General features: G+C 71.2%; 22 protein-coding genes. 3 read left to right on the forward strand and 19 right to left on the reverse strand.

Translation table 11 applies throughout. The features are described from left to right. Positions 1-36: 36 nt before the first annotated feature. The 6 genes from ABS735_RS27780 to ABS735_RS27805 all read right to left on the reverse strand — a co-directional run bounded on the left by ABS735_RS27780 (position 37) and on the right by ABS735_RS27805 (position 6,980). The gene (locus ABS735_RS27780; protein ID WP_373903518.1) at positions 37-1,629 is read right to left on the reverse strand and encodes a solute symporter family protein; all 1,593 of its coding nucleotides are present in this window, start codon (positions 1,627-1,629) and stop codon (positions 37-39) included. Beyond that, complete coding sequence (locus ABS735_RS27785) at positions 1,626-2,189, reverse strand: DUF485 domain-containing protein (RefSeq protein ID WP_373903517.1); 564 nt, start codon at positions 2,187-2,189, stop codon at positions 1,626-1,628. The genes ABS735_RS27780 and ABS735_RS27785 overlap by 4 nt, the downstream gene beginning before the upstream one ends. Before the next feature lie 69 nt (positions 2,190-2,258). After that, positions 2,259-2,942: a response regulator transcription factor gene (locus ABS735_RS27790; RefSeq protein WP_373903516.1), complete on the reverse strand. Its 684-nt coding sequence runs from the start codon at positions 2,940-2,942 to the stop codon at positions 2,259-2,261. Continuing rightward, positions 2,939-4,093, reverse strand: a complete 1,155-nt coding sequence (locus tag ABS735_RS27795; protein ID WP_373903515.1) for a sensor histidine kinase — start codon at positions 4,091-4,093, stop codon at positions 2,939-2,941. Before ABS735_RS27795 ends, ABS735_RS27790 begins: the two co-directional genes overlap by 4 nt. Next, entirely contained in the window at positions 4,090-4,614 is a 525-nt protein-coding gene (locus ABS735_RS27800) for a DUF1453 domain-containing protein (protein ID WP_373903514.1), read from the reverse strand. Before ABS735_RS27800 ends, ABS735_RS27795 begins: the two co-directional genes overlap by 4 nt. 242 nt (positions 4,615-4,856) lie before the next feature. Further along, a complete protein-coding gene (locus tag ABS735_RS27805; protein WP_373903513.1) occupies positions 4,857-6,980 on the reverse strand; it encodes a DNA gyrase/topoisomerase IV subunit B in 2,124 nt (707 codons plus the stop codon). A gap of 441 nt (positions 6,981-7,421) precedes the next feature. Between ABS735_RS27805 and ABS735_RS27810 the strand changes: the two genes are divergently transcribed. Then, positions 7,422-7,652: a DUF7455 domain-containing protein gene (locus ABS735_RS27810; protein ID WP_373903512.1), complete on the forward strand. Its 231-nt coding sequence runs from the start codon at positions 7,422-7,424 to the stop codon at positions 7,650-7,652. 306 nt (positions 7,653-7,958) lie between these two features. Here ABS735_RS27810 and ABS735_RS27815 read toward each other — a convergent pair whose 3' ends face one another. From ABS735_RS27815 to ABS735_RS27850, 8 genes are all read right to left on the reverse strand, one after another. Continuing rightward, the gene (locus ABS735_RS27815) at positions 7,959-8,816 is read right to left on the reverse strand and encodes a S1 family peptidase (protein ID WP_373903511.1); all 858 of its coding nucleotides are present in this window, start codon (positions 8,814-8,816) and stop codon (positions 7,959-7,961) included. A 153-nt stretch (positions 8,817-8,969) separates the two neighbouring features. Further along, the gene (locus ABS735_RS27820; RefSeq protein ID WP_373903510.1) at positions 8,970-10,502 is read right to left on the reverse strand and encodes an RNA polymerase sigma factor; all 1,533 of its coding nucleotides are present in this window, start codon (positions 10,500-10,502) and stop codon (positions 8,970-8,972) included. A 427-nt stretch (positions 10,503-10,929) separates the two neighbouring features. Next, on the reverse strand, positions 10,930-11,817 hold the full coding sequence (whiH, locus tag ABS735_RS27825; RefSeq protein ID WP_373903509.1) for a sporulation transcriptional regulator WhiH: 888 nt from the start codon (positions 11,815-11,817) through the stop codon (positions 10,930-10,932). A gap of 161 nt (positions 11,818-11,978) precedes the next feature. Further along, the gene (locus ABS735_RS27830) at positions 11,979-14,069 is read right to left on the reverse strand and encodes an ATP-binding cassette domain-containing protein (RefSeq protein ID WP_373903508.1); all 2,091 of its coding nucleotides are present in this window, start codon (positions 14,067-14,069) and stop codon (positions 11,979-11,981) included. 55 nt (positions 14,070-14,124) lie between these two features. Continuing rightward, positions 14,125-14,883 (reverse strand): NUDIX hydrolase, encoded by a 759-nt coding sequence (locus ABS735_RS27835; protein WP_373903507.1) that lies wholly within the window; start codon positions 14,881-14,883, stop codon positions 14,125-14,127. Between the two features lie 260 nt (positions 14,884-15,143). Continuing rightward, positions 15,144-16,709, reverse strand: a complete 1,566-nt coding sequence (locus ABS735_RS27840) for a DUF4192 domain-containing protein (RefSeq protein ID WP_373903506.1) — start codon at positions 16,707-16,709, stop codon at positions 15,144-15,146. A gap of 113 nt (positions 16,710-16,822) precedes the next feature. After that, positions 16,823-17,275 carry a hypothetical protein gene (locus ABS735_RS27845; protein WP_373903505.1) on the reverse strand — a complete coding sequence of 151 codons (453 nt, stop codon included), beginning with the start codon at positions 17,273-17,275 and terminating at the stop codon, positions 16,823-16,825. A 297-nt stretch (positions 17,276-17,572) separates the two neighbouring features. Next, the gene (locus tag ABS735_RS27850; RefSeq protein WP_373903504.1) at positions 17,573-19,732 is read right to left on the reverse strand and encodes a RecQ family ATP-dependent DNA helicase; all 2,160 of its coding nucleotides are present in this window, start codon (positions 19,730-19,732) and stop codon (positions 17,573-17,575) included. Between the two features lie 288 nt (positions 19,733-20,020). Here ABS735_RS27850 and ABS735_RS27855 point away from each other — a divergent pair, with 288 nt between their 5' ends. Beyond that, positions 20,021-20,635: a hypothetical protein gene (locus ABS735_RS27855; protein ID WP_061442161.1), complete on the forward strand. Its 615-nt coding sequence runs from the start codon at positions 20,021-20,023 to the stop codon at positions 20,633-20,635. 305 nt (positions 20,636-20,940) lie between these two features. Here the strand turns inward: ABS735_RS27855 and ABS735_RS27860 are convergent, their stop codons facing one another. The 3 genes from ABS735_RS27860 to ABS735_RS27870 all read right to left on the reverse strand — a co-directional run bounded on the left by ABS735_RS27860 (position 20,941) and on the right by ABS735_RS27870 (position 23,045). Then, on the reverse strand, positions 20,941-21,573 hold the full coding sequence (locus tag ABS735_RS27860) for a hypothetical protein (RefSeq protein ID WP_373903503.1): 633 nt from the start codon (positions 21,571-21,573) through the stop codon (positions 20,941-20,943). Positions 21,574-21,641: 68 nt separating this feature from the next. Next, positions 21,642-22,343, reverse strand: coding sequence for a ribonuclease HII (locus ABS735_RS27865; RefSeq protein WP_373903502.1), 702 nt, complete (start codon positions 22,341-22,343; stop codon positions 21,642-21,644). Positions 22,344-22,424: 81 nt separating this feature from the next. Beyond that, the gene (locus tag ABS735_RS27870; protein ID WP_373903501.1) at positions 22,425-23,045 is read right to left on the reverse strand and encodes a TetR/AcrR family transcriptional regulator; all 621 of its coding nucleotides are present in this window, start codon (positions 23,043-23,045) and stop codon (positions 22,425-22,427) included. A gap of 187 nt (positions 23,046-23,232) precedes the next feature. On the opposite strand from ABS735_RS27870, the gene ABS735_RS27875 reads away from it, so the two are divergent. Next, positions 23,233-24,780, forward strand: coding sequence for an MFS transporter (locus ABS735_RS27875; protein ID WP_373903500.1), 1,548 nt, complete (start codon positions 23,233-23,235; stop codon positions 24,778-24,780). A 287-nt stretch (positions 24,781-25,067) separates the two neighbouring features. Here ABS735_RS27875 and ABS735_RS27880 read toward each other — a convergent pair whose 3' ends face one another. Together ABS735_RS27880 and ABS735_RS27885 are read right to left on the reverse strand one after the other, a co-directional pair. Then, positions 25,068-25,973, reverse strand: coding sequence for an ADP-ribosylglycohydrolase family protein (locus tag ABS735_RS27880; RefSeq protein WP_373903499.1), 906 nt, complete (start codon positions 25,971-25,973; stop codon positions 25,068-25,070). A 12-nt stretch (positions 25,974-25,985) separates the two neighbouring features. After that, the gene (locus ABS735_RS27885) at positions 25,986-26,645 is read right to left on the reverse strand and encodes a histidine phosphatase family protein (RefSeq protein ID WP_373903498.1); all 660 of its coding nucleotides are present in this window, start codon (positions 26,643-26,645) and stop codon (positions 25,986-25,988) included. Positions 26,646-26,696: the final 51 nt, after the last annotated feature.

The following is a 26,696-nucleotide window of genomic DNA, read 5'->3' on the forward strand; positions in this document are numbered from 1 at the left end:
GACGGCCGCTGGACACCGGTGGCCGCCGCGCCGCCCCTACACGGCCCCCGCCCCGGTCAGCGACCGCACCTCGGTCTCGGCGTGCTTGGCCTCGTCCGGGACCTCCGGGGAGGTGACCGTGCCCAGCCAGCCCGCGAGGAAGCCCAGCGGGATCGAGACGAGGCCGGGGTTCTGCAGCGGGAAGTACTGGAAGTCGAGGCCCGGGAAGAGCGACTGCGGGCTGCCGGAGACCACCGGGGACAGCAGCACGAGCACCACGGCCGGCACCAGACCGCCGTAGACCGCCCACACCGCGCCCCGGGTGGTGAAGCCGCGCCAGAACAGCGAGTAGAGCAGCACCGGCAGATTCGCGGAGGCGGCCACGGCGAAGGCGAGGCCCACCAGGAACGCGACGTTGAGGTCGCGGGCGAGCAGACCGAGCCCGATCGCGACGGCGCCGATGCCGACGGTGGCGACCCGCGCCACGGCGACCTCGCTGCGCGGCTTGGAGCGGCGACGCCGCAAGGACGCGTACAGGTCGTGGGCCACGGACGCCGAGGACGCCAGAGTGATGCCGGCGACCACCGCGAGGATGGTGGCGAACGCGACGGCGGCGACGACCGCGAACAGGACCGTCCCGCCGGTGGACTGCGCGCCGCCGCCCAGGTCCAGGGCGAGCAGCGGCACCGCCGTGTTCCCGGCGGCGTTCGACGCGCGTACGGCGTCCGGGCCGACCAGGGCGGCGGCACCGAATCCCAGCACGATCGTCATCAGGTAGAAGCCGCCGATGAGGCCGATCGACCAGACCACGGACCGCCTCGCCGCCCGTGCGGTGGGCACGGTGTAGAAGCGGGACAGGATGTGCGGCAGCCCGGCCGTGCCCAGCACCAGGGCGAGCCCCAGGCTGATGAAGTCGAAGCGGGAGACCCAGTCCCCGCCGTACGCCAGGCCCGGCGCGAGGAACGCCTCACCGTGTCCGCTGCGCTCGGCCGCCGTGCGCAGCAACCGGTCGACGTCGCCGTGGAAGCGCACCAGGACGAGCGCGGTCAGCGCCACGGTGCCGCCGAGCAGGAGGACCGCCTTCACGATCTGGATCCAGGTGGTGGCGCGCATCCCGCCCAGCGACACGTAGATCACCATGAGGGCGCCGACGCCGATGACGGTCCACGTCCGGGCCGCCTCGCTCGTCCCGCCCAGCAGCAGCGCGACCAGGCTGCCCGCGCCCACCATCTGCGCCACCAGGTACAGGACGGAGACGGTGACCGAGGAGGTCCCGGCCGCGATCCGTACGGGCCGCTCCCGCATCCGGGCGGCCACGACGTCGGCGAGGGTGAACCGACCGCAGTTTCGGACCAGTTCGGCGACGAGGAACAGGACCACGAGCCAGGCCACCAGGAAGCCCACCGAGTAGAGCATGCCGTCGTAGCCGTAGAGGGCGATGAGCCCCGAGATGCCGAGGAAGGACGCGGCCGACATGTAGTCGCCGGAGATGGCAAAACCATTCTCCATCGGCGAGAAGAGGCGGCCGCCCGCGTAGAACTCCTCCGCCGAGCCGTGCCGATGACGGCCCACCCATGTGGTGATCCCGAGCGTGACGGCGACGAACGTGCTGAACAGCAGCAGCGCCAACGTCTGATGGTCGCCCGTCACGACGCACCGCCTCTCGCGCCGCGTGTCAGTTCCTGGGTGTCCCAGCGCAGCTCGAGCGCGGCCCGGTCCCTGCGCAGCCGGGCGTGCCGCGCGTAGGCCCAGGTGAGCAGGAACGTGGTGAGGAACTGGCCGAGCCCGGCGGCCATCGCCACGTTCACCGTGCCGGCCACCGGCCGGGCCATCAGGGTGGGGGCCGTCGTGGCGGCCACCACGTAGGCGACGTACCACAGGAAGAAGGCGGTGACGGCCGGGACCACGAACCTCCGGTACCGGCTGCGGACCTCCTGAAAGGCCGCGCTGCGCTGGACCTCCAGATACACCTCGGCCGCGGCCCGGGACGGCTCCTCCGCCGGCTCCCGGCGCATCGGCGGCAGTGCCGGCCCGGGGGCCCCGGGGTCGGCCGACTCGCCCCAGCCTGAGGCGAGCGCGTCGTACCACGGGTCGTCGTACCGCGGGCCGGGGGCCGTCTCGACGTAGGCCCTGCCCGGCACGGCGCGGTGGTCGGCCGCGCTTTCGGGACCGCCCCCGGCGCCGCGAGGCCGATCGTTACTTGACTGCATGCCCAAGGATGGACAGAACGGGAAGATCCCCGACTCTTCTTCCCCAGGCACTTCACCCCATCAGGTGATTCATCCCCCTGGTGGCCGCACCAGCCCCTTCCCATAGGCGTAACGCACCGCCTGCGCACGGTCCTTGACGCCCGTCTTGCCGAACAGGTTGTTGATGTGGGTCTTCACCGTCGCCGTCGAGACGTGCAGTCTGCTCGCGATCTGATGGTTGTTGAGCCCCTCGGCGATGAGGACCAGCACCTCGGTCTCCCGCGTAGTGAGCCCGTCGGGTGGCTCGGGCGGTCCCGCCCGCCGCGGCTCGGACTCGGACAGGCGCTCCAGCAACCGCCGTTGGATACTCGGAGCAAGCCCCGCGTCTCCGGACAGGACACCGTGCACCGCCCGAACGATCTCGTCCCCGCCCGCGTCCTTGGTGAGGTAACCGCGCGCCCCCGCTCGCAAGGCGGGGAACACGGACTCGTCGTCCCCGTACGTCGTCAGCACGACCACCTGCGTCGCGGGGTGTTCGTCCCGGATCCGGCGGGTGGCCTCCAAACCGTCGCATCTGGGCATGCGCAGATCCATCAGCACCACGTCCGGGGCGAGTTCGGCGACGAGCCGCACCGCCTCCTCGCCATCCCCGGCGGCGCCCACGACCTCGACTCCGGGCAGGAGTCCGAGCAGCATCACGATGCCCTCACGCACCACGGTCTGATCGTCGGCGACCACCACCCGCGCGGGCCTCTGCCCGCCTTCGTCCGTCATACAGGCACCTTCAACGTCACCACGAACCCCTCCTCGCCCGGCCCTGCCCGCAGCGAGCCGCCCAGCAGTTCGGCGCGCTCCCGCATGCCCAGCAGACCGTACCCACCTCCGGTGCCGGTGACTTCGCCGGGCGGGCCCCCCGAGTCCCGTACGTCCAGCATCACTTCGTGGGCGCCGTAGTCCAGCCGCACCCGCACCCTGGCGCCCGGGGCGTGCCTGCGGGCGTTCGTCAGCGCTTCCTGGGCCACTCGGCGCACGGCCTGTGACGCCTCGGCCGGCAGCGGTCTGCGTTCCCCCGTAATGGTGACCTCCGCCGCGCCCTCGGCCGTGTCGACGAGCTGGGCCAGGAAGTCCTCCAGCGGCGTCAGGTCCCCGCGAAGCGCGGACAACGCCTGCCGGGTCTCGGCGAGTCCGTCGCGGGCCATTCCCCGCGCCGCCACCACCCGGTCCAGGATCTGCTGCCGGTCGGCGTCCCGCTCGATCAGCAACCGGGCCGCCTCGAGGTGCACCAGTTGCGCCGAGAGACTGTGCGCCAGCACATCGTGGATCTCCCTGGCGATCCGGGCCCGCTCCGCGAGTGCCGCGGACTCCGCCTCGGCCGCCCGGGCGGCCCGCTCCTGGGCCAGCAGCCGCTGCGCGTTGCCCCGTGCCTCGGCGTCGAGTCGCAGGACGTATCCGGCGAGAGTCAGCCCGGCCACCGTCGCCACCGTGGTCAGCCAGGCGTCGTCGCTGACCACGGCGTAGGAGGCCAGCGCCACCGAGGTCACGGGCAGCGCGGCCACGATGGGCATCCGCTCCAGAGCCACGACGGCGCAGCCGCACCAGATGACCAGAGCGGGGACAGCGAAGCCGACGGACTGGGCGCCGGCCGCGATCGCGAGCAGTACGGCGACGAGTGCCAGGGACGGCCACAAGCGGTGTGCGAGCGTGGTCCGGAAGTAGGCCCATGCCACGCACACGGCGGCGAGCAGGCCGACGGCCGCCAGGACCGAGCCCCACCCGTGCAGACGGCTGCTGGTGAAGGCGCCCCACAGCAGCATGCCGAACACCAGCAGGCGCACCGCCCGGGCGAGCAGGCGCCGGGGACGGGAGACTCCCTCGTGCAGGAGCGCCTCCCTGCTAGGCCACCTCGTCCAGACGTTCTCCGTCACGCGGGCTCCTTCAGGGTGGGCCGGGACACGGCGTCACGGTACGCGGGACCGTGCGCTCCGGCCGGGCGCCCGGTCTGAACGCGCCAGGCCAGGACTCCGGACCGGACCAGCAGGGTCACCGCGAGGGCGAGCAGCAGGGCGGAGCCTTCCTGCCGCACTCCCAGGGCCGCGCCGACCCCGTAGAGGCCGGCACGGAGCGCGATGCCGACGGCCCACACGGCGACGCTCGCCCTGCTGCCCCTGCTCCACACGACGCCGTCGGCCTCGGCCCATATACGGGTGGTCCAGGCCCAGCCGGCCCCGGTGACCAGGCCGATGAGTATTTCGGCGGCGAGCAGCAGGACGGCGGCCATCTGGTGGCCGGCGTCGATCATGCCCGGTTCGCGCAGCGCGAGGATGCCCAGCACCACGGGCAGCACCCACCAGCGCCGGTCGGTGTCGATCCGGCTTGCGCGGAACTGCCGGGTGATCACCAGGCCGACCACCGCCGTGATGACCAACGCGTCGACGAGCCCGGACATCGTGCCTCCGTGAGGGAAGAAGGTGATGCCGGCGGCGGTCCCGCCGACGCCTTCGACGTTACGGAAACGACGAGGTCGGGGGATCGGAGTCCGGGTGGATCATGGGTGGAGGTCCGGCCGGCGCGGCACTCCACCCAGGGGTGGAGAGGGGGACGCTCCCGGACGGCGGCGTGGAAGGTGGGCCCATACGTCGGACCGGGCCCGGATCTCGCTTCCGGGCCCGGTCCGACGTATGGGCGTGGTCACGCGTCGATGCGCGACCGGTCCAGCGTCGCCGCCGAACTGGAGATGAACTCCTTGCGGGGAGCGACGTCGTTGCCCATCAGCAGGTCGAAGACCTGCTCGGCGGAGTCCAGGTCGGTGAGGTTGATCCGGCGCAGGGTGCGGCGTCGGGGGTCCATGGTCGTCTCCGCCAGCTGGTCGGCGTCCATCTCACCCAGGCCCTTGTACCGCTGGATGGAGTCCTTGTACCGGATGTTCTTGCTCTGGAACTCCATGAGCTTGTCGCGCAGCTCCCGGTCCGAGTACGTGTAGACGTACTTGTCCTGGCCCTTCTTCGGCTGGACCAGCTCGATGCGGTGCAGCGGCGGCACTGCGGCGAACACCCGGCCCGCCTCCACCATGGGCCGCATGTAGCGGTGGAACAGCGTCAGCAGCAGGGTGCGGATGTGGGAGCCGTCCACATCGGCGTCGGTCATCATGATGATCTTGCCGTAGCGGGCCGCGTCGATGTCGAAGGTACGGCCCGACCCGGCTCCTATGACCTGGATGATCGCCCCGCACTCGGCGTTCTTCAGCATGTCGGTCACGGACGACTTCTGGACGTTGAGGATCTTGCCCCGGATCGGCAGCAGCGCCTGGAACTCGGAGTTCCGGGCGAGCTTGGCCGTACCCAGCGCGGAGTCGCCCTCGACGATGAACAGCTCGCTGCGGTCGACGTCGTCGCTGCGGCAGTCGGCGAGCTTCGCGGGCAGCGACGAGGACTCCAGGGCCGTCTTGCGACGCTGGGCGTCCTTGTGCTGGCGCGCGGCGATACGGGTACGGGCCGCGGCGACGGCCTTCTCCATGACCACCCGGGCCTGCTGGGCCGCGTCACGCTTGGTCGAGGTCAGGAACGCCTTCAGTTCCTTGCTGATCACGTTGTTCACGATCCGGCGGGCCGCCGAGGTGCCGAGGACCTCCTTGGTCTGGCCCTCGAACTGCGGCTCGGCGAGCCGGACGGTGACGACCGCCGTCAGCCCTTCCAGGGCGTCGTCCTTGACGATGTCGTCCTCGGCGACGCGCAGCATCTTCTTGGTGCGCAGCACCTCGTTCATCGTCTTCGCCACCGCCTGCTCGAAGCCGGCGACGTGGGTGCCGCCCTTCGGCGTGGCGATGATGTTGACGAACGACCTGAGCGTGGTGTCGTAACCGGTGCCCCAGCGCATTGCGACATCGACACCGAGGTCGCGGGTGACCTCGGTGGGCGTCATCTGCCCCTCCTCGTCCAGGACCGGGACCGTCTCCTTGAAGGAGCCCTGGCCGCTGAAGCGGAGGGTGTCGCAGACGGGCCGGTCACTGGCCAGGAACTCGCAGAACTCGCTGATGCCTCCGTCGAAGCGGAACGACTCCTCGCCCTTGCTGCCGCCGTCACCGAGGCCGAACTCGTCACGCACGACGATGGTCAGCCCGGGCACCAGGAACGCCGTCTGGCGGGCCCGCTGGTGCAGCGTGTCCAGGGAGAGCTTCGCGTCCTTGAGGAAGATCTGCCGGTCCGCCCAGTACCGCACGCGCGTACCGCTGCGGCTCTTGGGGATCTTCTTGACCTTGCGCAGCCCGTTCCCGGCGTCGAACTTGGCGTCCGGGCCCGTCTTCGCGAAGGTGCCCGGGACTCCGCGCCGGAAGCTGATGGCGTGGGTCTGCCCGCCGCGGTCCACCTCGATGTCCAGGCGGGCGGACAGGGCGTTCACCACGGAGGCGCCGACGCCGTGCAGACCGCCCGAAGCGGCGTAGGAGCCACCTCCGAACTTGCCGCCGGCGTGCAGCTTGGTCATGACGACCTCGACGCCGGACAGGCCGGTCTTGGGCTCGACGTCGACCGGGATGCCCCGGCCGTTGTCCCGGACCTCCACCGAGGCGTCGTCGTGGAGGATCACCTCGATGTGGTCGCAGTAGCCGCCCAGGGCCTCGTCGACGGAGTTGTCGATGATCTCCCACAGGCAGTGCATCAGGCCACGGCTGTCGGTGGATCCGATGTACATGCCCGGACGCTTGCGCACGGCCTCGAGCCCCTCGAGGACGAGCAGGTGCCGCGCGGTGTAATTGGATCCGTCCCGGTCTGCTCCTGCCAGCAGCGCAGTGGACGGCACGGATGTCTCGGCGGTCACGCGGTTCGCTCCTCGCTGAATTTCAGATGGGGCCCCGCTGGGTAAGGGCGTGGCTCGGTTCACCGGTCAGAGGGTACCGAGGCCTGGTAGAGCCGTTGTAACGCCACCCTCGTCACTGACTCACCCTAGTCCAGGATCGCATGCCTGTTCGATCCCTCGATGGGGTGAAGTACACATCACGTTCCCTTCGACGCATGAACCATTTAGGCTCCGGGCACGTCCTCATGAACAAACCGGCAACCCAGCCGGCGGGACCGACACTGACCGACTGCGCGAACCCGTACGACACATAGACACGCAATACGGCACATTCGCCGCCAATCGGCAACAGCCGGCCCCTCGGAAAGTTTTTTTCGAGGAAAAGCCACGAGCGGGAACGTTTTGGGGCTGGTTGGATGTTGACCCTGGTACGACAGCTCGTCGAGCTAGAGAAGAGGCGACGTGACTACTGTTCTGACTTCCGCAAGCCCGCTGACGGCCGCCGATCGCTGCGACCGCTGCGGCGCCCAGGCATACCTGCGCGTCGTCCTGCTGAGCGGCGGAGAACTGCTCTTCTGCGCCCACCACGGTCGCAAGTTCGAGCCGGAACTCAAGAAGATCGCCGCTGAGATACAGGACGAGACGGAGCGGCTGACGGCCGTTCCGGCATCTTCCGACGAGGAAGAGCGCTGACCGAACGCGCCCGACGACGAGCCGAATCGGCACAGGCCGATGAACGGGCGGCCGCCTCCGGATCCCGGAGGCAGGAGCGGGCAGGGCTCGCGGGAGGGGAGCGGGCGGCGCGCAAGCACGATGTGTTCCTGGCCCGGCCGCGGGGCTGGCGCAACCAGGTGTGGGATGTTGTCCAGACCGGTGGGCGGGTACCGCACCACAACCGCACCCGCTTCGCACGTTCGACTCGTACGAGGTCGTCCAGCCCGTCCTCCGGATCCCGGAGGCGGCCGCCCGTACTCGTGTCCGGCAGGCTCTCAGCGGCCGTCAGGCGCTCCCGCGCTGCTTCGCGGCCGTGCCGTCCCACCCCAGCGTCCGCAGTATCGAGGCGACGCGTGTGTACACCCCGGGGCTGCCCGGACGCCCGCAGCCACTCCCCCAGGACACCAGGCCGATAAGCCTCCCCCGGCTGACCAGCGGCCCCCCGCTGTCCCCCTGACAGGCGTCGCGGCCACCGGCCTCCTGCCCGGCACAGAGCATGGTGTTCGACAGGTACCGCCCGTCGTCGTTCCCCGGATAGGCCCGCTCGCAGGACGCGTCGGGAAGCACCCGCACCCGGGCCGCGTGCAGGCCGTTCGCGTAGTCGCCGGCACCCGAGGTGTCGCCCCAGCCGTAGACGAGGGCCCCCGTGTCGGGCGTGTACGCAGCGTCACCTTCTGCCGCCATCCCTATGACCGAGCCGGCGGGGAGCGCTTGGGAAAGAGTGAGCACCGCGAAGTCGCCCGCGTTGCTGCCGTCGTCGTGCTCCGGGTTCACCCAGACGGATCGGATGGGGATCTCCTGCCCCTGGTCCGACAGCAGATCGGTCCGGCCGGCGATGACCCGCAGGTCGTCCACCTGCTCCGGCGGCGACCCCAGGACCTCCTCCCCCAGACAGTGGGCCGCTGTGAGCACGGTGGTCCGGCCGACGGCCACTCCCCCGCAGAACTGCCCCGCCCGCGTACCTCCGAACCGGTCACGACTGGACAGGGCGACGGTCCACGGACTGTCGGACACTTCGACCGGGAAGCCTCCGACGACGATGCTGTCGGCGGCGGCGGGGGTGGCGGACCCCAGCGGTATCGCGGTCGCGGCGGCCGCCAGCACCAGCGGCCGGGCCAGTGTCCGGGCAAAGAGACGACGCATGCGGGCTCCTCACTCCTAGGTGGTCATGAGACACCCAGAGTGATCCAGTACGCCGTGTCGCGCACCCGCTGCCCAGCACGGAGGCCCGGTTCCGCACCTTGGCGGGACCGGGCCTCGTTTGCTCGTGCTGTCGCTCGTACTGCCTACCGCGACCTAGTCGAGGTAGTCACGCAGCACCTGGGAGCGCGACGGGTGACGCAGCTTCGACATGGTCTTCGACTCGATCTGGCGGATGCGCTCACGCGTGACGCCGTACACCTTGCCGATCTCGTCGAGGGTCTTCGGCTGACCGTCGGTGAGACCGAAGCGCATGGAGACGACGCCCGCCTCGCGCTCGGACAGGGTGTCGAGAACGGAGTGCAGCTGCTCCTGCAGGAGTGTGAAGCTGACCGCGTCGGCCGGGACGACCGCCTCGGAGTCCTCGATGAGGTCACCGAACTCGCTGTCGCCGTCCTCACCCAGCGGGGTGTGCAGCGAGATGGGCTCGCGACCGTACTTCTGGACCTCGATGACCTTCTCCGGGGTCATGTCGAGCTCCTTGGCCAGCTCCTCCGGGGTGGGCTCGCGGCCCAGGTCCTGGAGCATCTGGCGCTGCACGCGCGCGAGCTTGTTGATGACCTCGACCATGTGCACCGGGATACGGATGGTGCGGGCCTGGTCGGCCATCGCGCGGGTGATCGCCTGACGGATCCACCAGGTGGCGTACGTGGAGAACTTGTAGCCCTTGGTGTAGTCGAACTTCTCCACCGCGCGGATCAGACCGAGGTTGCCCTCCTGGATGAGGTCCAGGAAGAGCATGCCGCGGCCGGTGTAGCGCTTGGCCAGGGAGACCACCAGACGGAGGTTGGCCTCGAGAAGGTGGTTCTTGGCGCGGCGGCCGTCCTCGGCGATGATCTCCAGCTCGCGCTTGAGCTTGGGCGCCAGCTTGTCGGAGTTCGCCAGCTTGTCCTCGGCGAACAGACCGGCCTCGATGCGCTTGGCGAGTTCGACCTCCTGCTCGGCGTTGAGCAGGGGGACCTTGCCGATCTGCTTGAGGTAGTCCTTGACCGGGTCGGCGGTGGCGCCGGCCGCGGCGACCTGCTGGGCCGGAGCGTCGTCCTCGTCCTCGTCGGACAGCACGAAGCCCGCGTTCTCGGTGCCCTCGGGCTCCTCCGTCGCGGCCTTCGGCTCCTCGGTCGCCTCGTCCTCGAGAAGCTCGCCGTCTTCCTTCTTGGCGGTCGTCTTCTTGGCCGCCGCCTTCTTGGCGGTCGTCTTCTTCGCCGTCGCCTTCTTGGCGGTCGTCTTCTTGGCCGCCGCCTTCTTGGCGGGTGCCTCTTCCTCGACTGCGGGCTCGGCGGCGGGCGTCGCCGGGGCGGCGGGAGCGGTCGCCTTCCTGCTGGTCACCGTCTTCGCGGCGACCGTCTTCGTGGCGGTGCGCTTGGCGGGACTCTTCGCTGCGACGCTCTTTCGGGTGCGCTTGGGCTCTGCGGCACTGACCATCAGCGTCACACCCTCTTCCTCGAGGATCTGGTTGAGGCTGCGCAGTACGTTCTTCCACTGAGTGGCCGGAATCTGGTCAGCTTCGAAGGCCCGACGCACGTCATCGCCGGCGATCTGCCCCTCAGCCTTTCCCCGCTCAATGAGCGCCATGACAGAGACGGACTCGGCGATCTCCGGCGGGAGCGTACGGGATGTGCTGGCCGACACGAACAACCTCTCGGAACGTTGAAAAACGGCTTCCGGCCCCGTCCACGGCGGACAGGGGCCGACCACCGGCTTGGGAATGGGCCGACGGTGCGGGCGGGCCGGGGAGATACACAGCGCCGTGAACGGCGTCCGTATTCCCTCCGCGGCTGTCACCTCTTAGGTCATCGTGTTGTTCCCAAGAGCGTTACGCCCAATCCGCGTGGCCCGAGTCACACCCCGTAAGCGATCAAAACCGGTCAAACACGAAGGAACAAGGTCATCACCCCGTGTGTCCCGGCCATGCCCGGACGGTCCAGCCTCTCATCACACCGTCGGACCCCGGGAACCATGAGCGGCTCCGCGGGGTCCGACGATGACGGCGGCGTGCCGGCCACTGCCACAGGAGGGGTTTGGCGTGCCCGGACCGCGCCGTTCCGGCGGAACGCGGTCAGTGCTCGCGGGGGGCGGGCACCACGCGTTCCACCTCGGGGTGGACGGTCAGAAGTTGGCGCATGGCCGCCTCGGCCGCGGCGCCGTCGCCGGTGGCGAGGGCGTCGACGATCCTGCCGTGCTGCGCGAGCGACACGTCGTTCGGCCGGTCACAGCCGGTGACCGGACCGCCGGAGACATGGAGGGCGGCGGAGACGATCCCGGAGAGGTGGTCCAGCATCCGATTGCCCGCGATCTGGATGAGCAGGGTGTGGAACTCGGCATCGGCACGCGAGAAGGTGAGCGCATCGCCCTGCCCCATGGCGTGCCCCATGATCCCGACCATGTCGGACAGCCGCTGCTGGACGTCCTCGCGCCCGTGTCCGGCGGCCAGGCGCGCGGCGAGCGGCTCGATCGTCCAGCGCAGCTCGCTCAGCTCGCGGCGCTGGTCGTCGCGCTGCGGCCCGAAGGCACGCCATTCGATGATGTCCGGATCGAGGAGGTTCCAGTCACTGACGGGGCGCACGCGCGTGCCGACGTTCGGGCGGGCACTGACCAGTCCCTTCGCCTCCAGCACGCGAAGGGACTCGCGCACCACGGTGCGGGAGACCTCGAAACGCTGCCCGATCTCCTCGGGCACCAGCGGGCGGTCGGCGCCCAGGTCGCCCGAAACGATCATCTGGCCCAGCTGCTGGACGAGTTGCCCGTGCAGCCCGCGGCCACGGTTGCCCGCGGTGCGCCGGCCAACGCGGCCCAGCTCGGGCTCCACCCCTTCCCAGGCGGGCGCCCCGACGCGGTCGACGGCGGGCGTCTCGGCGTACGGGTAGCGGTCGAGTTCGCCCGGGTTCGCGAGGCCGGAGTCGGCGGAACGGGCGGCGGTCATCATGGTGTGCGCAAGGGTACTCACGCATCCTTTGTCGGCGCTGACCTCAACTCCCTTGAGGTCTTTGGTGAAAAGCACACGAAAGGGTGATCGCTCACCCCGTCGCAATTGACGCCTTATCGGAAAGAAATGGGCTTTCCCCGGGGAGTTGCGCACACGGTCGGAACGGAAGGGTGAGACAGGCGTCACCGAACCCTGCTGCGCAGGGTCGTGAGCAGATACGTGCAGAGCAGAGCGGTCAGTGACAACGTCATTGCCCCGCCCACGGGTTGGGCGATCAGGCGCAGCGCCTCCGCCACGTACCGCTCACCCCCGAACGGCCACTGGGTCAGGAGGACCTCGCGCACCCGCATCGGGAAGCCTGCAGCGGTCCGTACGGACGGGCCCTCCCAGACCTTGTGTACGAGCGGTACGACGACGACCGGAACGGCGACCACCGCCGCCAGCCCGGCGGTGGTGGACCGGAAGACACCCGCGGCGAGCACTCCGGACCACGCGCAGCCGACGACTAGTCCGAGCCAACCGACGCTCAGCGCGGGCCAGTCGGCGGGGACCTCCGCGAGCTCGGCCCCGTAGAGGAGGCGCAGCACTTCGGCGTTGCAGCCCACCGTCAGGGCGGCCAGCAGCAGCGCGGCGGCCGCGGAGACGAGGAGCTTGGCGGTCAGCAGCCCCATGCGGCGGGGCACGGTGCCGCGGTCCGCCGCTAGGGCGGGGTGGCGGAACTCGTCGCCGAAGGCGAGCGCGCCGAGCAGCCCGGCGCCGAGCGCGGCCGGTGGCAGCGGGAGCTCCCGCGGCCACGCGGCCAGGAGCCGCGCCTGTGGGGTGTGCCCGACGCGGGCCAGGACCACGGCGGTGACGGCGGACACGAGGAGCACGACCGCACCGGTGACGAAGCCGGTACCGACACCCACCGCACGCCGGAGCTCGTAGCGCAGCGGCCGGAGGGGGCTGGGGGCGGAACGGACGGAGATGGGGGGCGGAAGCGTGACGGTCGCGTCCCGACCCTTCGCCGTGCCGGACGTGAGGGCGCTGAAGGGGCGCGGTGTGCGGTGCGGGGTGGCATCGGGTACTGAGGGCGCTGAGGGTCTGAGGGCTTCGATGGCGCTGTCGGTGGCGCTGTCGGGGGCGCTGTCGGGGGCGAGGGCATGACGGGGCCCAGGAGTCTTGGGGCGGGCGGCCCGGGCCGCGGGCCCGTCTGTGTCACCGTCCTCGGTGGGCGCCTGCCGGGGGCCGGCGTGCGGGCGGGTGTCGCAGGGACGCGGCTGCGAGGCGCCGGAGGAAGGGGACGAGGTGCCGACGGGCGAGGGGCGGGGCGTACTCGGCGTCCCGGCGCCCTGCGCACGATCGCCGTCCGTCTCCTGTCGCTCTTGGCGCCGGGCCGCGGGAACCGCACCGGCCCCGGGGCCCATGTCACCGACCTCGTCGGCCAATTGGTGTACGAGGATGCCGTTCCGGAAGGCCGTCTCGCCGATGTCGGCGCACGTACTGCCGTACACCGCGAGCCGGTTGCCTCCCTCGCGCACCACCTCGACGGAACGGCGTGCCGTGCGTGCCTCCTTGGCCACCACGGCGGCGAGGCGGGCGGCGTGCGGGCTGCGGACGGCGACGCGGGGGCGCAACCGGGTACGGGAGAACTCCGTCGCCTCCTGGTCGGCGACGACCCTGCCCCGCTCCAGCGTCACGACGTGGTCGGCGCTGCGCGCGGCCTCCTTGGGATCCGCCGTGCTGAACAGGACCGTGCCGCCCTGGTCGGCGTGGGCACGCAGTGCGCCGTGCAGCCGTCGGGCGTCGTGGACGGAGAGTGCGCCGGCGGGGTCGTCGAAGACCAGGGTGTGCGGGTCGGGAACGAGCGCGCAGGCCAGGCCGAGTCGCCGGTCCATGCCCCGGGAGAGGGCGCCGAGGCGTTCGTCGCGCAGACTCTCGAGACCGACCGACTCGAGGACCTCGTCGGCTCTGCTGACGGGAACCCCCGCGGCCGCGCACAGCATGCGGAGATGGCCGCGCACGGTACGGGCGGGGTGCCCCGGGACGTCGCCGAGCAGCACGCCGACCTCGCGGGAGGGATGGGCGATGCGGTGCAGGGGGCGGCCTCTGAAGTAGGTGAGACCACGGCCATGTTGGAGCTCGAGCATGAGTCTGAGTGCCGTCGTCTTACCGGCGCCCGATGCTCCGAGGAGTGCGGTGACGCGGCCCGCACGCGCCTCGAACGAGACGTCGTCGACGGCGGGCGGGAGCTCCTTGCGGGGGTTGCTGGTCAGTCCGAAGGCCTGGATCACCCGTAGCAAGATAGCGTGTGATATCCGGTTTTTCGGGCATCGCGCGGGCTCGGCGTCAGACCTCGGGTCGGAGCATCGGGGGGTTGAGGAGGGTCGCGCCGCCCGCCCGGAAGAGCTGGGCGGGACGGCCGCCCTGGCGCGTGGTCGTCCCGCCGGTGGGGACGAGGAACCCCGGCGTGCCCGTCACCTTGCGGTGGAAGTTGCGGGGGTCGAGCGCCACGCTCCACACCGCCTCGTAGACGCGGCGCAGCTCGCCAACGGTGAACTCGGGCGGGCAGAAGGCGGTGGCCAGCGACGAGTACTCGATCTTGGAGCGGGCTCGCTCCACCCCGTCCGCCAAAATCTGGGCATGGTCGAAGGCGAGCGGCGCCACCGCCTCGCCGGCGTGGCCATAGCCGCTCTGTTCCAGCAGTTCTTCGACCGGTGCCCAGCGGGCGTTGCTGGCGTCACCCCCCGCTCGCGGTGCGGGCAGGTCGGGGGCGAGGGCCAGGTGGGCCACGCTGACCACCCGCATCCGGGGGTCGCGGTCGGGATCGCCGTAGGTCGCGAGCTGCTCCAGGTGGGCACCGTTGTCCTGGGTCGGCGCGGCCGGGTCGTGGACGCACAGCCCGGTCTCCTCGGCCAGTTCCCGCGCCGCCGCCTGCGCCAGGTCCTCGCCGGCCCGTACGAACCCGCCGGGCAGGGCCCAACGGCCCTGGAACGGCGGCTCGCCCCTGCGCACCGCCAGCGCGCACAGGGAGTGGCGGCGCACGGTCAGCACGACCAGATCCACAGTCACGGCGAAGGGCGGAAAGGCTGACGGGTCGTAGGGCATGCGGTGATCATAGTCGTCTTCCTGACGATAAACACTCCCTTCGCCGACCGCTTCGGCCACTGATCCACTCCCTCCTCATCTGCGTCCCACCGCCCGTCCCGGCCCGCCTGGCGCCGGTGGCAAGGGATTCGGCGGAACAACCGGTCGCCGGGTGCGGAAGCGGGAGCGGGCCGAGCGCCGGCTCGACGGCCGGAGTCCATGGCGGGGCCGTGCAGGTGCCTGCGGACGTCGGCCTGACGGCCGGACCGCGACCACCCGCTTCAGGGGCGCTCGCTGCCCTCGTCGGTCCCGCACTCTCCCGTACACGCTCCTTCCGGCCGCGCCTCCTGCCTGTCCGTGGCCGCCGCCCCCGATACGTGAGGGCGGGTCCGGTCCGTCCGAGTGCTCCCGGGCCGACCACCTCCGGAGGGAGTGCGGGGGGAGGGAGTGCGGGGACGCACGATCCCGGCGCTCGGCTGGTGGGCCTGCGCCCTCGCACGGCGTCGGACGCCATGCGCCGAGGTGAGGGTGCGCGAGCGGCGCCGACGGCCGGGCGGCGGTGCGGACGAGGGCTCGGCCGGCTCCCGTTCCACCGGGGTGCCGCTGCGTCCCTCAGCTTCCGAAGTGCCGTCTCCCGTGTCTGCGCCGCCCTTCCTGCCCTCGCGCAGACAGCGGCGGATCGACTCGGGATCGAGGCCCTCGTTGCACGCCTGGTGCAGGAGCCGGGCGAAGAGGTAGTCGGGGTCCGCGCCGAGGGCCATGGCCAGCGCCTCCCGCGCCTCCAGTTCGTCACCGGTGGACCAGGCGACCCAGCCCGCGAGCGTGAGGGGCGCGGCCGCATGTTCGCCGTACGGCGCGACGCAGCGGCGGGCCAGGGCCCGCCACAGGCGCATCGCTGGTGCCGCCTCGTCGCCCTCCATCCATGCGGCCGCGCGGTCGCGTGTCGTGCGGTCCTGGAGTCCGAGGATCAACGCCGCCGCCTCCTCTTGCCCGAGCAGTTGGTCGTCGCGCAGGTCTTCGGCCGGCACGCCGGAGACGGGCGGGGCATCGGCGAGGCGCCGCATGACCCGCTGCGCCGTATCCAGCGTCTCCTCGGCCACCTCCGAGCGGCCGCCCGCGTCCAGGATCCGGGAGACCAGCGTCGTGGCGGCCGCGTCCAGGGCGGCCGCCTGCTCGACCGCCGCCGCGTTCTCCCCGGGCAGCATCCTGGCCCTCAGTTCACGGAGCGAGCCGCGCACCTGGATACCGGCGTAGGTGGCCGCCGCGGCAAGTACCGACGTACCCGGCAGTCCCATGGGGAGGCCCTCCGCCGGGCAGCATGCCTCTTCGTCGCAGCAGTACGACCAGAAGCGCCCGGCCGAGATGCACAGCGCTTCGACGACGGGAACGTCGAGGGCACCGCACTCGACGCGCAGCGTCTGGGCCAGCGGTCGCAGCCGCTCCATCACGTCCCGTCCGGTCTCGCCCGGGCCCGGTTCCTGGCAGAGATAGGCGACCATCTGCTCGGGCCGCGCCCCGCGCCGCTCGCTTCCGGTCACCAGGCCGTGGACCAGTTGTCCGGCCGCGCCCGCCCAGTCGTCCGGGTTCGCGGGGATACCGAGACGCGCGCGACCGCCGAAGCGGCCCCGCCCGTCCCGGTCCCGCAGGGCGGCCAGGACGATGCTGTCCTCCGGGCGGTACCCGAGCAGGTACGGCAGGGCGTCGGCGAGTTCGGCGGGGGTGCGCAGGGTGACCTGGTGCTCGTCTCCGGGGCTCTCGTACGGGGCGCGGTCCGCCCGACCCGGCTCCGCGGCGTCCGGGATGTCGCCGTTCTCGAAGGATCCGGTCGTTTCGCTGTGGTTCGTCATGGCTCGACGATCTCGCGGATCGGCAAGTTCCGCTTTGCCCTGTGGATAACTGTCTACAGGGGCACGTCACCTCGCGCGATCCCGTCCTCGGGAAGCCTCGTCAGGGCGCCGTCTCAGCCCGTTTCCGACGGTTGCCGGGCGACAGGCCGCGGAATCCTGCCGTGCAGGGTGAGATAGAAGGTGCGCAGCGACTCCTGCGAGCTGCCCGCATCGAAGCAGTTGCGGACCCTGCCGAGGGGGTTCCACACCCGCCCGTCCGGCATCCGCACGCCGACCGGCTGCCCGAAGCAGGTCCGCTGGTCGGTGTCGAGATCGATCCACGTGGCGCCCGCCCGGCGCACGAGCACCTCTCCGACGTACGCCCCGAGGCCGAACAGCGTGCCGCTCACCCGGGCAGCCTCCACTCCGTTCTTGCGCAGCCCGTCGACGAGGAAGTCGACGATGCGGAGGCTGGCCACGGAGTAGTCCAGTGGGAGCCGGTGGCGGACGGTGACCCGTCCGACGAAGACCGCGGCACTGCTCCGCATCTCCTCCGCGCATGGCAGGCGTTCGCCCACACCGCTCATGGGACTGATCCCCCTCCGCTCGATTCAGGAAGGGCGCCCTTCAGCCCTCCACATGTCCAAGCGGATCTCCCTCCGGCGACATCACGGCTTCGCGACGTGCGGAATCACACAGGGAATCCCGCGACTTCCGGTACAACCTTTTCGCTCTCTCCCCGTCATCGTGCTCATGCCCAACGACCGTGGGTGCGGCGCCGTGGCGCGCAAGGGCCGTGCGGCACGGGTGGCAGAGCTCCGGACCGGCGCCGTACGCAGCGGTCGTACGCGTCGAAGTCCGGACCGGCGAGCAGAGTGCCCGGCCTATCCGGCCAGGGCGAGGACAAGCGGGAGCACCTGGTCGGCGCCGGCCTGGCGCAGGAGGCGTGCGCCCACGGCCAGGGTCCAGCCGGAGTCGGTGTAGTCGTCGACGAGCAGGACCGGGCCGGAGGTACCGGCCAAGGCCGTGGCGAGCTCGCCGGGCACGGTGAACGACTCCGCCAGGGCGCGCAGCCGCTGGGCGGAGTTGCTGCGGTGGGCGGCATGCTCGTCGGCGTGGGCGGTGTGGGCGAGGTGGCCCAGCAGCGGGAGCCTGCCGACCCGTGCCACTCCCTCGGCCAGCGAGGCGACCAGCTGGGGGCGGGTGCGGGAGGGCATGGCGACGATGCCCACGGGCCTCGCCACCGCGTCGGGAGATCCGTCGGCCCAGCCGCCCGGCGAGCGGGCCCAGTCGGCCAGCACCGTGACGACGGCGGCCAGCACGTCGTCCGGGACCGGCCCGTCCGCCGCCTGCGCCGACAGGAGCGGACGCAGACGGTTGCCCCAGCCGATGTCCGACAGCCTCCCCAGCGCCCGCCCGGTGAGGGCCTGCTGGCCCACGGGGATGCGGCCCTTGAGGTCCATGCCCACCGCGGCGAGCCCGGTCGGCCACATCTTGCGCGGCTCGACCTCCACGCCCGGACGGTCCAGTTCGCCCGTCGCCGCCGCGAGGGCCGCGGACGAGACGGCGGGGTCGAGCCAGGGGCCGGCGCAGGTGTCGCAGCGACCGCACGGGGAGGCCTTCTCGTCGTCCAGCTGCCGCTGCAGGAACTCCATCCGGCACCCCGTGGTCGCCACGTAGTCCCGCATGGCCTGCTGCTCCGCCTGACGCTGCCGGGCCACCCACGCGTACCGCTCCGCGTCGTACGTCCACGGCTGCCCCGTGGCGGCCCAGCCGCCCTTCACCCGCTTGACCGCGCCGTCCACGTCCAGGACCTTGAGCATCGTCTCCAGGCGCGAACGGCGGAGATCCACCAACGGCTCGAGCGCCGGGAGCGACATCGGCCGCCCCGCCTCCTCCAGCACCGCCAGCGTGCGCCGCACCTGCTCCTCCGGCGGGAAGCCCACCGAGGCGAAGTACGCCCAGATCGCCTCGTCCTCCCGCCCCGGCAGCAACAGGACGTCCGCATGGTCCACACCACGCCCCGCACGTCCCACCTGCTGGTAGTACGCGATGGGGGACGAGGGCGACCCCAGATGCACGACGAACCCGAGGTCGGGCTTGTCGAAACCCATGCCCAGCGCCGAGGTCGCCACGAGCGCCTTCACCCGGTTCGCCAGCAGGTCCTCCTCCGCCTGCAACCGGTCGGCGTTCTCCGTCTTTCCCGTGTAGGAAGCCACCGGATAGCCGCGCTGCCGCAGGAACGCCGCGACCTCCTCCGCCGCCGCCACGGTCAGCGTGTAAATGATCCCGGAACCGGGCAGATCCCCCAGCCGCTCCCCCAGCCAGGCCAGCCGGTGCGCCGCGTCCGGCAACTCGAGCACGCCCAGCCGGAGACTCTCCCGGTCGAGCGGCCCCCGAAGCACCAGAGCGTCCCCGCCACCCGTGCCCAACTGCTCCGCCACATCGGCCGTGACCCGCGCGTTGGCGGTCGCGGTGGTGGCCAGCACCGGCACCCCGGCCGGCAGCTCGGCCAGCATCGTGCGCAGCCGACGGTAGTCGGGGCGGAAGTCGTGGCCCCAGTCGGAGATGCAGTGCGCCTCGTCCACCACCAGCAGACCGGTCGTGGCCGCGAGCTTCGGCAGTACTTGATCCCGGAAGTCCACGGAATTGAGGCGTTCCGGGCTCACGAGGAGGACGTCGGTCTCACCCCGCTCGACCTCCCCGTAGATCGTTTCCCACTCCTCCGGGTTGGCCGAGTTGATCGTGCGCGCCCGGATACCCGCCCGCGCGGCCGACTCGACCTGGTTGCGCATCAGCGCCAGCAGCGGCGAGACGATCACCGTGGGGCCCGCACCACGCCGGCGCAGCAGTGCGGTGGCGACGAAGTACACGGCCGACTTGCCCCAGCCGGTGCGCTGCACCACCAGAGCACGCCGGTGCTCCTCCACCAGGGCCGCCACCGCCTGCCACTGATCCTCCCGCAGTCGTGCCGATCCCTCACGATCGCCGACGAGCTCGGCGAGGACGGCGTCGGCTTCGGTACGGAGTTCCACGTGGTCCATGCCCCCATGCAACCCGATGGCACTGACAATCGGCGAATCCGCAGCGGGCCGTAGCGCGTGCCGCGTCCCATGCGTCGCCCGGCGGCACTCCGGGTAGGGATATAGAACGCACATCAGCCGATATAGGGCCTCGGTCTCAATTGCTCGTTGCCGCATCCCAGTTCGACAGGAAGAATTGAAGTCCGCTCCCCGCACGGCCCTTCCGTGATCCGGCAGGGCTTCGCTGCGGTGCGCGCTCCCCGAATCCGACCCTGCCCGCAGTGTGGGCGCGTAGCCGAAGGGAGGAACGTGACCTTCGGATTCGCTCCGTCCTCGGCGGCCTCGTTTTCGTCGTCCGCCGTTTCCGCCACCCGTATGCTCGAACCGGCGGAGTGGGCCGCCGCCGGGATCCCGCTGCTGCGCAATCCTCGGGAGGTCGTCAGCGGGCTGCACTCGCGACACCGCCCCGAACCGGCGACGGCGGTCGTGGCCGTGCTCGACCCGGACGAACGACTGCGCGCCAGCGCCTCGTTCACCAGCCGCCGCTCCCCCGCCGACGGATGGATGTTCCGCAACGCGCTGCTCTCCCAGCTGCGCCGCGTCATCCCGCACGATCTGCGGCGCCGCACGCCGGTGCGCACCGCCGTACTGCTCTACTGCCGTGAGGGCGACGCGCGTTGGACGCAGGAGGACGGCGCGTGGATGTGGGGACTGCGGGACGCGTGCACGCTGCACGGGCTGCGCTGCGGCGCGTACATCACGCTGACCCGGGACGGCTGGCAGGTGCTCGGCGAGGGGCGCGGCGGGCGCCGGCCCAACGCGGCGTCGGTGCCGGAGCCCTTCGCCACGGCGGAGGCGCCGCCCCCGCCACCACGCACCGGCGGTGTCGCCTCGGACGTACTGCGCCGCGCCGCGGCTCGCTGAGCGCCACCGCAGCGGCGGGCTCGGGAACCCCTACGGGCCCACCCGAGCGGTGACACGGGCCGCCCGTGCCCCGGTCGCCGCGCGGCCGGTGGTCCTGGTCCGGCCTGCGCCCGAACCCCGGCAGCACCCGTACGTCGCCCGTGCCCCGTCGGCCGGTCACACCCACGGGTTCCCCCGTCGGCCCGAGCCGGTACCGCGCGGAAGGACGCCGGGGGCACGCGGGCCGCCGACGCCGCCACCGTACGGGGCTCCGGCCCGGCGCTCCCTGTGTCACACCGACGGTCGCCGCGCTCGGCGGAACGGGCTCAGACGCCCGCGCCCAGCACCGAGTTGATCCGCTGCGGGTCACCGCAGACGATCAGCAGGGCGCCGGCCCGCGAGTGGGCCGCGGTCAGGGCGGTGACGGCGGCGGCCTCGGGGCCGCCGTTGAGCGCGACCACGACCACGGCCCGCGACGCGGCACGGTCCGCGACGGCGGCGTCCGCGTAGAAGACGTCGTCGCCCGCGTCGTGCTGCGCCCAGTAGGCGGCGTCGCCGAAGGACAGTTCGTGGGCCGCCCACGGGTGGGGGTCGCCGGTGGTGACCACCAGCACGTCACCGGGGGTACGACCCGAGTCCAGCAGCAGGTCCACAGCCTCTTCGGCGGCGTCGAGCGCGCCGTCGGGCGTGGCCGGGATCAACTGGATCTGCGGAGCGACCGGGGTCGCGGCCGGAGCGGCCGGACCCGCGGATCCGGGTTCGGCCGCGGCCGTGTCGCGCGACGCGCGTTGCGCCGGCGGTGCCGGCCGCACCGGGCCGGGACGGCCGGGGCGCGGCGGTGCCGCGGGACGGGGGCCGGGTACGGGGCGGGGGGTCGGCGCGGTGCGGCCACTGGCCGGAGTGGCGCGGGGACCCTGGGCCTTCTCGTGAATCTGAGGCTCCTCGGGAATGAGAGGCATGAGCTGATGTTTATCAAACGTTGGTGCGGCTCGCGTCGGCGGGTGGCACATGCCTGCGAGCGGAACCGTCAGAAATCGAAGCCGAGCTGACCCTCGATTTCCGGAACGCTTCCGTCCACCCAACTGCGGACCTTCTTGAGGTGCCGCCACTGGGGCAGCGCATCAAGATACGCCCACGACAACCGGTGGTGCGGGGTGGGGCCCCGTTCCTCCAGTGCGGCCTTGTGCACGGGCGACGGATACCCGGCGTTGTCCGCAAAACCGAAGTCTGCATGGTCGACACCCAGTTCGGCCATCATTTTGTCGCGCTGGACCTTGGCGAGCACCGAGGCCGCCGCGACGGCGACGCAGGACTGGTCACCCTTGATCACCGTACGAACCCGCCAAGGGGCCCCGAGATAGTCGTGCTTGCCGTCGAGGATGACGGCTTCGGGACGGACCGGCAGGGTCTCCAGGGCCCGCACCGCCGCCAGTCGCAGCGCGGCCGTCATGCCCAGCGCGTCGATCTCCTCCGGAGAGGCGTGCCCCAGGGCGTAGGACGTGACCCAGGTCCGCAACTCCACCTCGAGTTCGGTGCGTCGCTTGATGGTGAGCAGCTTGGAGTCGGTCAGGCCGACCGGCGGCCGGCGCAGTCCGGTGATCGCGGCACAGACGGTGACGGGACCGGCCCACGCGCCCCGCCCCACCTCGTCGACACCGGCAATGATCTTCGCTCCGGTCGTGGCGCGAAGAGAGCGCTCGACGGTGTGAGTAGGTGGTTCGTACGGCATGGCGCCTCTAGCCTACGCCGCTGCGATCCCCGGGCGACACCCCGGTTGCCCAAACGGGACCGGCGTCCCCGCCGGGCCGGATCAGGGGCCGTCGGGCCGCAGCAGCGGGACCATCAACTGGTCGATCAGTTCCTCGAGCTCGCGGTCCGTCCATTCACTTGCACAAATCTTTGAGCGATACATCATCATCGCCGGGATGGCGTCGAAGACGTATCCGTTGGCCGCGTCGCGGCGGACCTCTCCCCGCTCCATTCCGCGGTTGATGACCTCGCAGATCATCGTGAGGGTCGGCTCCACCACCCCCTTGATGATCACCGCATGGAAGCGCTCGGCCTGCATGGTGTCGCATTCGTAAATCACCGAACGCAGTGCGGATCCGGGCCGGGAGAACATCGCGTCCCGCGCCCTGCGGCACAGCTCCAGCAGGTCCTCGCGCACGCTTCCGAGGTCGGGGACCGTGTCGAAGTCCGGCAGCCCGGACCGCAGCGCGTCCGCGACGAGGTCCTCCTTGGACGGCCAGCGCCGGTAGACGGCCGCCTTGCCGGTCTGCGCGCTCGCGGCCACGCCCTCCATCGTCAGGCCGTTCCAGCCCACGGTGCCGAGCTGGTCCAGCGCGGCCTCGAGGATGGCGCGTTCCAGGACCGCGCCACGCCGACGGGAGGGCGTCTGGGCGGAGGCGGCCACCCAGTGCGAAGCAACCATGTCGGAGGTCTCCAAAAAGCGGTGAAAAAGGGTATTCGGGGACAAGGCGCGCCTCGCGCGGCCGCAACGGGGGACCGGACGCGCGACGACTCGACAAGTGAACGGTTGCGTTCACTGTCGCCGGGTCACTAACGTTGAAGCAACAGTGAACGCGAGCGTTCACTAAGTGATTCGTGGGGGACACATAGTGACAACCTCTTCTCTGATCAAAGACCAGAAGCCGGGAGCGGCCCGCCGGGAGGGGCACCCCGGCATCGCACTCGCCGTCATCGCGGCCTGCCAACTCATGGTCGTACTCGACGCGACGATTGTGAACATCGCGCTCCCGCACATTCAAAACGCGCTCGAGTTCAGCACCACCGACCTCACCTGGGTCGTCAGCGCGTACACACTCACCTTCGGCGGCCTGCTTCTGCTCGGCGGCCGAGCCGGCGACATTCTCGGCAGGCGCCGGGTCTTCATGACCGGCATCCTGCTGTTCACCTTCGCCTCGCTGCTCGGCGGCTTCGCCCAGGAACCCTGGCAGCTGCTGGCGGCGCGCGTCCTGCAAGGCATGGGAGGCGCGATCGCGTCGCCCACGTCGCTGGCCCTCATAACGACCACCTTCCCCGAGGGACCGGAACGCAACCGGGCCTTCGGCGTCTTCGCCGCCGTCTCCGCAGGTGGCGGCGCCATCGGCCTGCTGGCGGGCGGCATGCTCACCGAGTGGCTCGACTGGCGCTGGGTGCTCTTCGTCAACGTGCCGATCGGTGTGCTGATCGCCGTGCTCGCGCCGCTCTACATCAGCGAGTCCGAACGGCACTCCGGCCGCTTCGACATAGTCGGCGCCGTGACCTCCACCGCGGGCATGGCGTCTCTCGTCTACGGCTTCATCCGGGCCGCGGACGAGGGCTGGCGGGACAACCTGACCATCGGCTCCTTCGCGGCCGCCGCGGTCCTGCTGCTGGCCTTCGTCCTCGTCGAGCAGCGGGCCAAGGAACCGATCACGCCGCTGAAGATGTTCGCCGACCGCAACCGCTCCGGCACGTACGTGATCATGCTGAGTCTGGCCGCGGCGATGTTCGGCATGTTCTTCTACATCGTCCTGTTCGTGCAGAACGTGCTCGGCTACACCCCCATCGAGGCCGGTCTGGCCTTCCTGCCGGTCACGGTCGTGATCGCGCTCGGTGCGGGCCTGTCGCAGCGCTTCCTTCCCGTCTTCGGCCCGAAGCCTTTCATGATCGTGGGCTCGACGCTCGCGGCGATCGGACTCGGCTGGCAGGCCCTCATCAGCGCCGACAGCTCCTATGTCGGCGGCGTCCTGGGGCCGATGCTGATCTTCGGCTTCGGCATGGGGCTGAACTTCGTGACGCTGACGCTGACCGCGGTCTCCGGGGTCGCCCAGCACGAGGCGGGTGCGGCGTCGGGGCTGCTCAACGCGATGCAACAGGTGGGTGGATCGATCGGTCTCGCCATCCTGACGACGGTCTTCGGCACGGCCAGCAGGGACGAGGCGGAGAAGCAGGTGCCGGACTTCCTCACCAACGGTTCGCCGGAGCAGAAGGCCGAGTTCGCCCAGACGCACCAGCTGCCCGCCCCTTGGTCGCACGACGTGCTGGCACAGGGCATCTCGGCCGCCTTCATCCCGGCCGCCGCCATGGCCGTACTCGCCCTGGCCACGGCGTGGCTGGTGATCCGGGTACGGAAGAGCGACCTGGAGGCCCTGTCCGGCTCCGCCGGTCCGGGGATGGGCTGACCGCACGGCACCGCGGGCCGGGCGGGTGCCACCGGCGGGCGTCCCACACGCCCGCCGGGATCCGCCCCGCCGGTTCGCGGTCGCCCGAGTGCTCAGTCGGCGGGGCGGGACAACGGACAGCAGCAGGGACAGCAGCGCGACGAACACCGACAGCGCCTCCATGCCCCACCTCCACATGACCTTCCGGCTCGTCCGGGGCCGATGCCCCGTACAGCGGTTGTCATGACAACGCGCGGGCAGTCACGGAGAGTTCCCGTCATATACGGAGAGTTGCCGCGCGGGGCTTTTCAGACCGAAGCCGTCATCCAGGCGGGCAGCGCCTCGACCCGTCTCGCCCACTCGGCCGGGGGCGCCCCCGCCTTGCCGGCCGCGACCACCCCGCCCACGATGGCGCAGGTCGTGTCCACGTCACCGCCGACCTGGGCGGTCGTCCAGAACGCGGTCTCGTACTCCCCGAGGGCGCGGGCCGCGGACCAGAGGGCGAAGGGGACCGTGTCATGTGCGGTCGTCCGCCGACCGCAGCCCAGGACCGCCGCGACCGTGGCCGCGTCGCCGTAGTCGAGCATGTCCCGGGCGCGGCGCAGTCCGGCGCCCACCGCGCTCTTCGGTACCAGCGCGATCACCCCGTCGAGGAGCGCGTGCGCACGAGGTGGGCCGGCCGGATCCGCGGCCAGCGCCGCGGCCGCCGCGATGGCCATGGCGCCCACCACCGCCTCACGGTGCTGATGCGTCGGGTAGGCGGAGATCTCCGCCTGGTGGGTCGCCTGTTCAGGATCGTCCGCGTACCAGGCACCCAGCGGCGCGATGCGCATGGCGGCGCCGTTGCCCCAGGACCCCTGGCCGTTGAACAGCGCAGCGGCCAGCTCGCGCCAGTCGCCGCCCTCCCGGACCAGCCGCAGCAGGCGGTTGACGGCAGGGCCGTACCCCCGGTCGAAGTCGTGGTGCCGGGCGAAGGAGAGCGCCAGCTCGTCCTGGTCGATGCGGTGGTGGGCGGCCAGGACGGAGACCACGGAACAAGCCATTTCCGTGTCGTCCGTCCACTGCCAGGTGCCGGGCGGCAGCTCGCGGCGCTTGAGCAGCGGATAGTGGGCGGGAACGAAGAACTGTGAGCCCAGCGCGTCCCCCACCGACAGTCCGCGCAGGCTGGAAAGGGCGCGGTCCAGGCGCCCGTCAGGAGAAGATTGAGCGGTCATCGCCCTGCCACTCTATCCGGTGATCCCGTACGGTTCCGGATCTCGCCAGCGTTCGAAGGGCCGGTCAAGGGTGTACTTGCCGTCCTCACCGAGAACGAGCATCCGCATCTCGGCGTTCCCTGGGTTGGACAGCGACTCGAACTCCGCGACCGTCCAGTGGAACCACCTCATGCAGAACAGCCGCATGGCGAGCCCGTGAGTCACCAGCAGCACGTTCGGGGGGTGGTCGGGGTCCTCGAAGCTGCGGAACAGGCTCTCCAGGAAGCCGCCGACCCGGTCGTACACGTCGGCGCCGGACTCGCCCTGGGCGAAGCGGTAGAAGAAGTGCCCGTAGGCGTCGCGGTAGGCCTTCTGCAGCCGTACGTCGTCGCGGTCCTGCCAGTTGCCCCAGTCCTGCTCGCGCAGCCGGGGCTCCTCGCGTATCCGTACGAGGTCCGGGTCGAGGTGGAAGGCGCGGAGTGTCTCGTGGGTGCGGCGGTACGGGGAGACGTACACGCTGATCCGCTCGCGGCCGAACACCTCGCGCAGCCCCTTGCCGGTCTCCTCGGCCTCTGCCCGGCCCCGGTCGGTGAGGGCCAGCGCGTGGTCGGGTTCGCGCTCGTACACGGTGTCATCGACGTTGCCGGTCGACTCTCCGTGCCGGACAAGAACGATGCGCCGTGGTCGTGCCATGCCAGAACCCTAGATCGAGACGGCCGGAACCAAGCACTCGGGCGGCCCCGT

It is taken from the genome of Streptomyces sp. MMCC 100 (assembly GCF_041538145.2).
Taxonomy (GTDB): domain Bacteria; phylum Actinomycetota; class Actinomycetes; order Streptomycetales; family Streptomycetaceae; genus Streptomyces.

Bases quoted from the DNA above. Each gene is read 5' to 3' on its own strand.
- ABS735_RS27870 (WP_373903501.1), bottom strand. From the start codon at position 23,045: ATGGTTGCTTCGCACTGGGTGGCCGCCTCCGCCCAGACGCCCTCCCGT.
- ABS735_RS27885 (WP_373903498.1), bottom strand. From the start codon at position 26,645: ATGGCACGACCACGGCGCATCGTTCTTGTCCGGCACGGAGAGTCGACC.
- ABS735_RS27835 (WP_373903507.1), bottom strand. From the start codon at position 14,883: ATGCCCTACGACCCGTCAGCCTTTCCGCCCTTCGCCGTGACTGTGGAT.
- ABS735_RS27800 (WP_373903514.1), bottom strand. From the start codon at position 4,614: ATGTCCGGGCTCGTCGACGCGTTGGTCATCACGGCGGTGGTCGGCCTG.
- ABS735_RS27860 (WP_373903503.1), bottom strand. From the start codon at position 21,573: ATGCCTCTCATTCCCGAGGAGCCTCAGATTCACGAGAAGGCCCAGGGT.
- ABS735_RS27865 (WP_373903502.1), bottom strand. From the start codon at position 22,343: ATGCCGTACGAACCACCTACTCACACCGTCGAGCGCTCTCTTCGCGCC.
- ABS735_RS27850 (WP_373903504.1), bottom strand. From the start codon at position 19,732: ATGGACCACGTGGAACTCCGTACCGAAGCCGACGCCGTCCTCGCCGAG.
- ABS735_RS27840 (WP_373903506.1), bottom strand. From the start codon at position 16,709: ATGACGAACCACAGCGAAACGACCGGATCCTTCGAGAACGGCGACATC.
- ABS735_RS27845 (WP_373903505.1), bottom strand. From the start codon at position 17,275: ATGAGCGGTGTGGGCGAACGCCTGCCATGCGCGGAGGAGATGCGGAGC.
- ABS735_RS27790 (WP_373903516.1), bottom strand. From the start codon at position 2,942: ATGACGGACGAAGGCGGGCAGAGGCCCGCGCGGGTGGTGGTCGCCGAC.
- ABS735_RS27785 (WP_373903517.1), bottom strand. From the start codon at position 2,189: ATGCAGTCAAGTAACGATCGGCCTCGCGGCGCCGGGGGCGGTCCCGAA.
- ABS735_RS27880 (WP_373903499.1), bottom strand. From the start codon at position 25,973: ATGACCGCTCAATCTTCTCCTGACGGGCGCCTGGACCGCGCCCTTTCC.
- ABS735_RS27815 (WP_373903511.1), bottom strand. From the start codon at position 8,816: ATGCGTCGTCTCTTTGCCCGGACACTGGCCCGGCCGCTGGTGCTGGCG.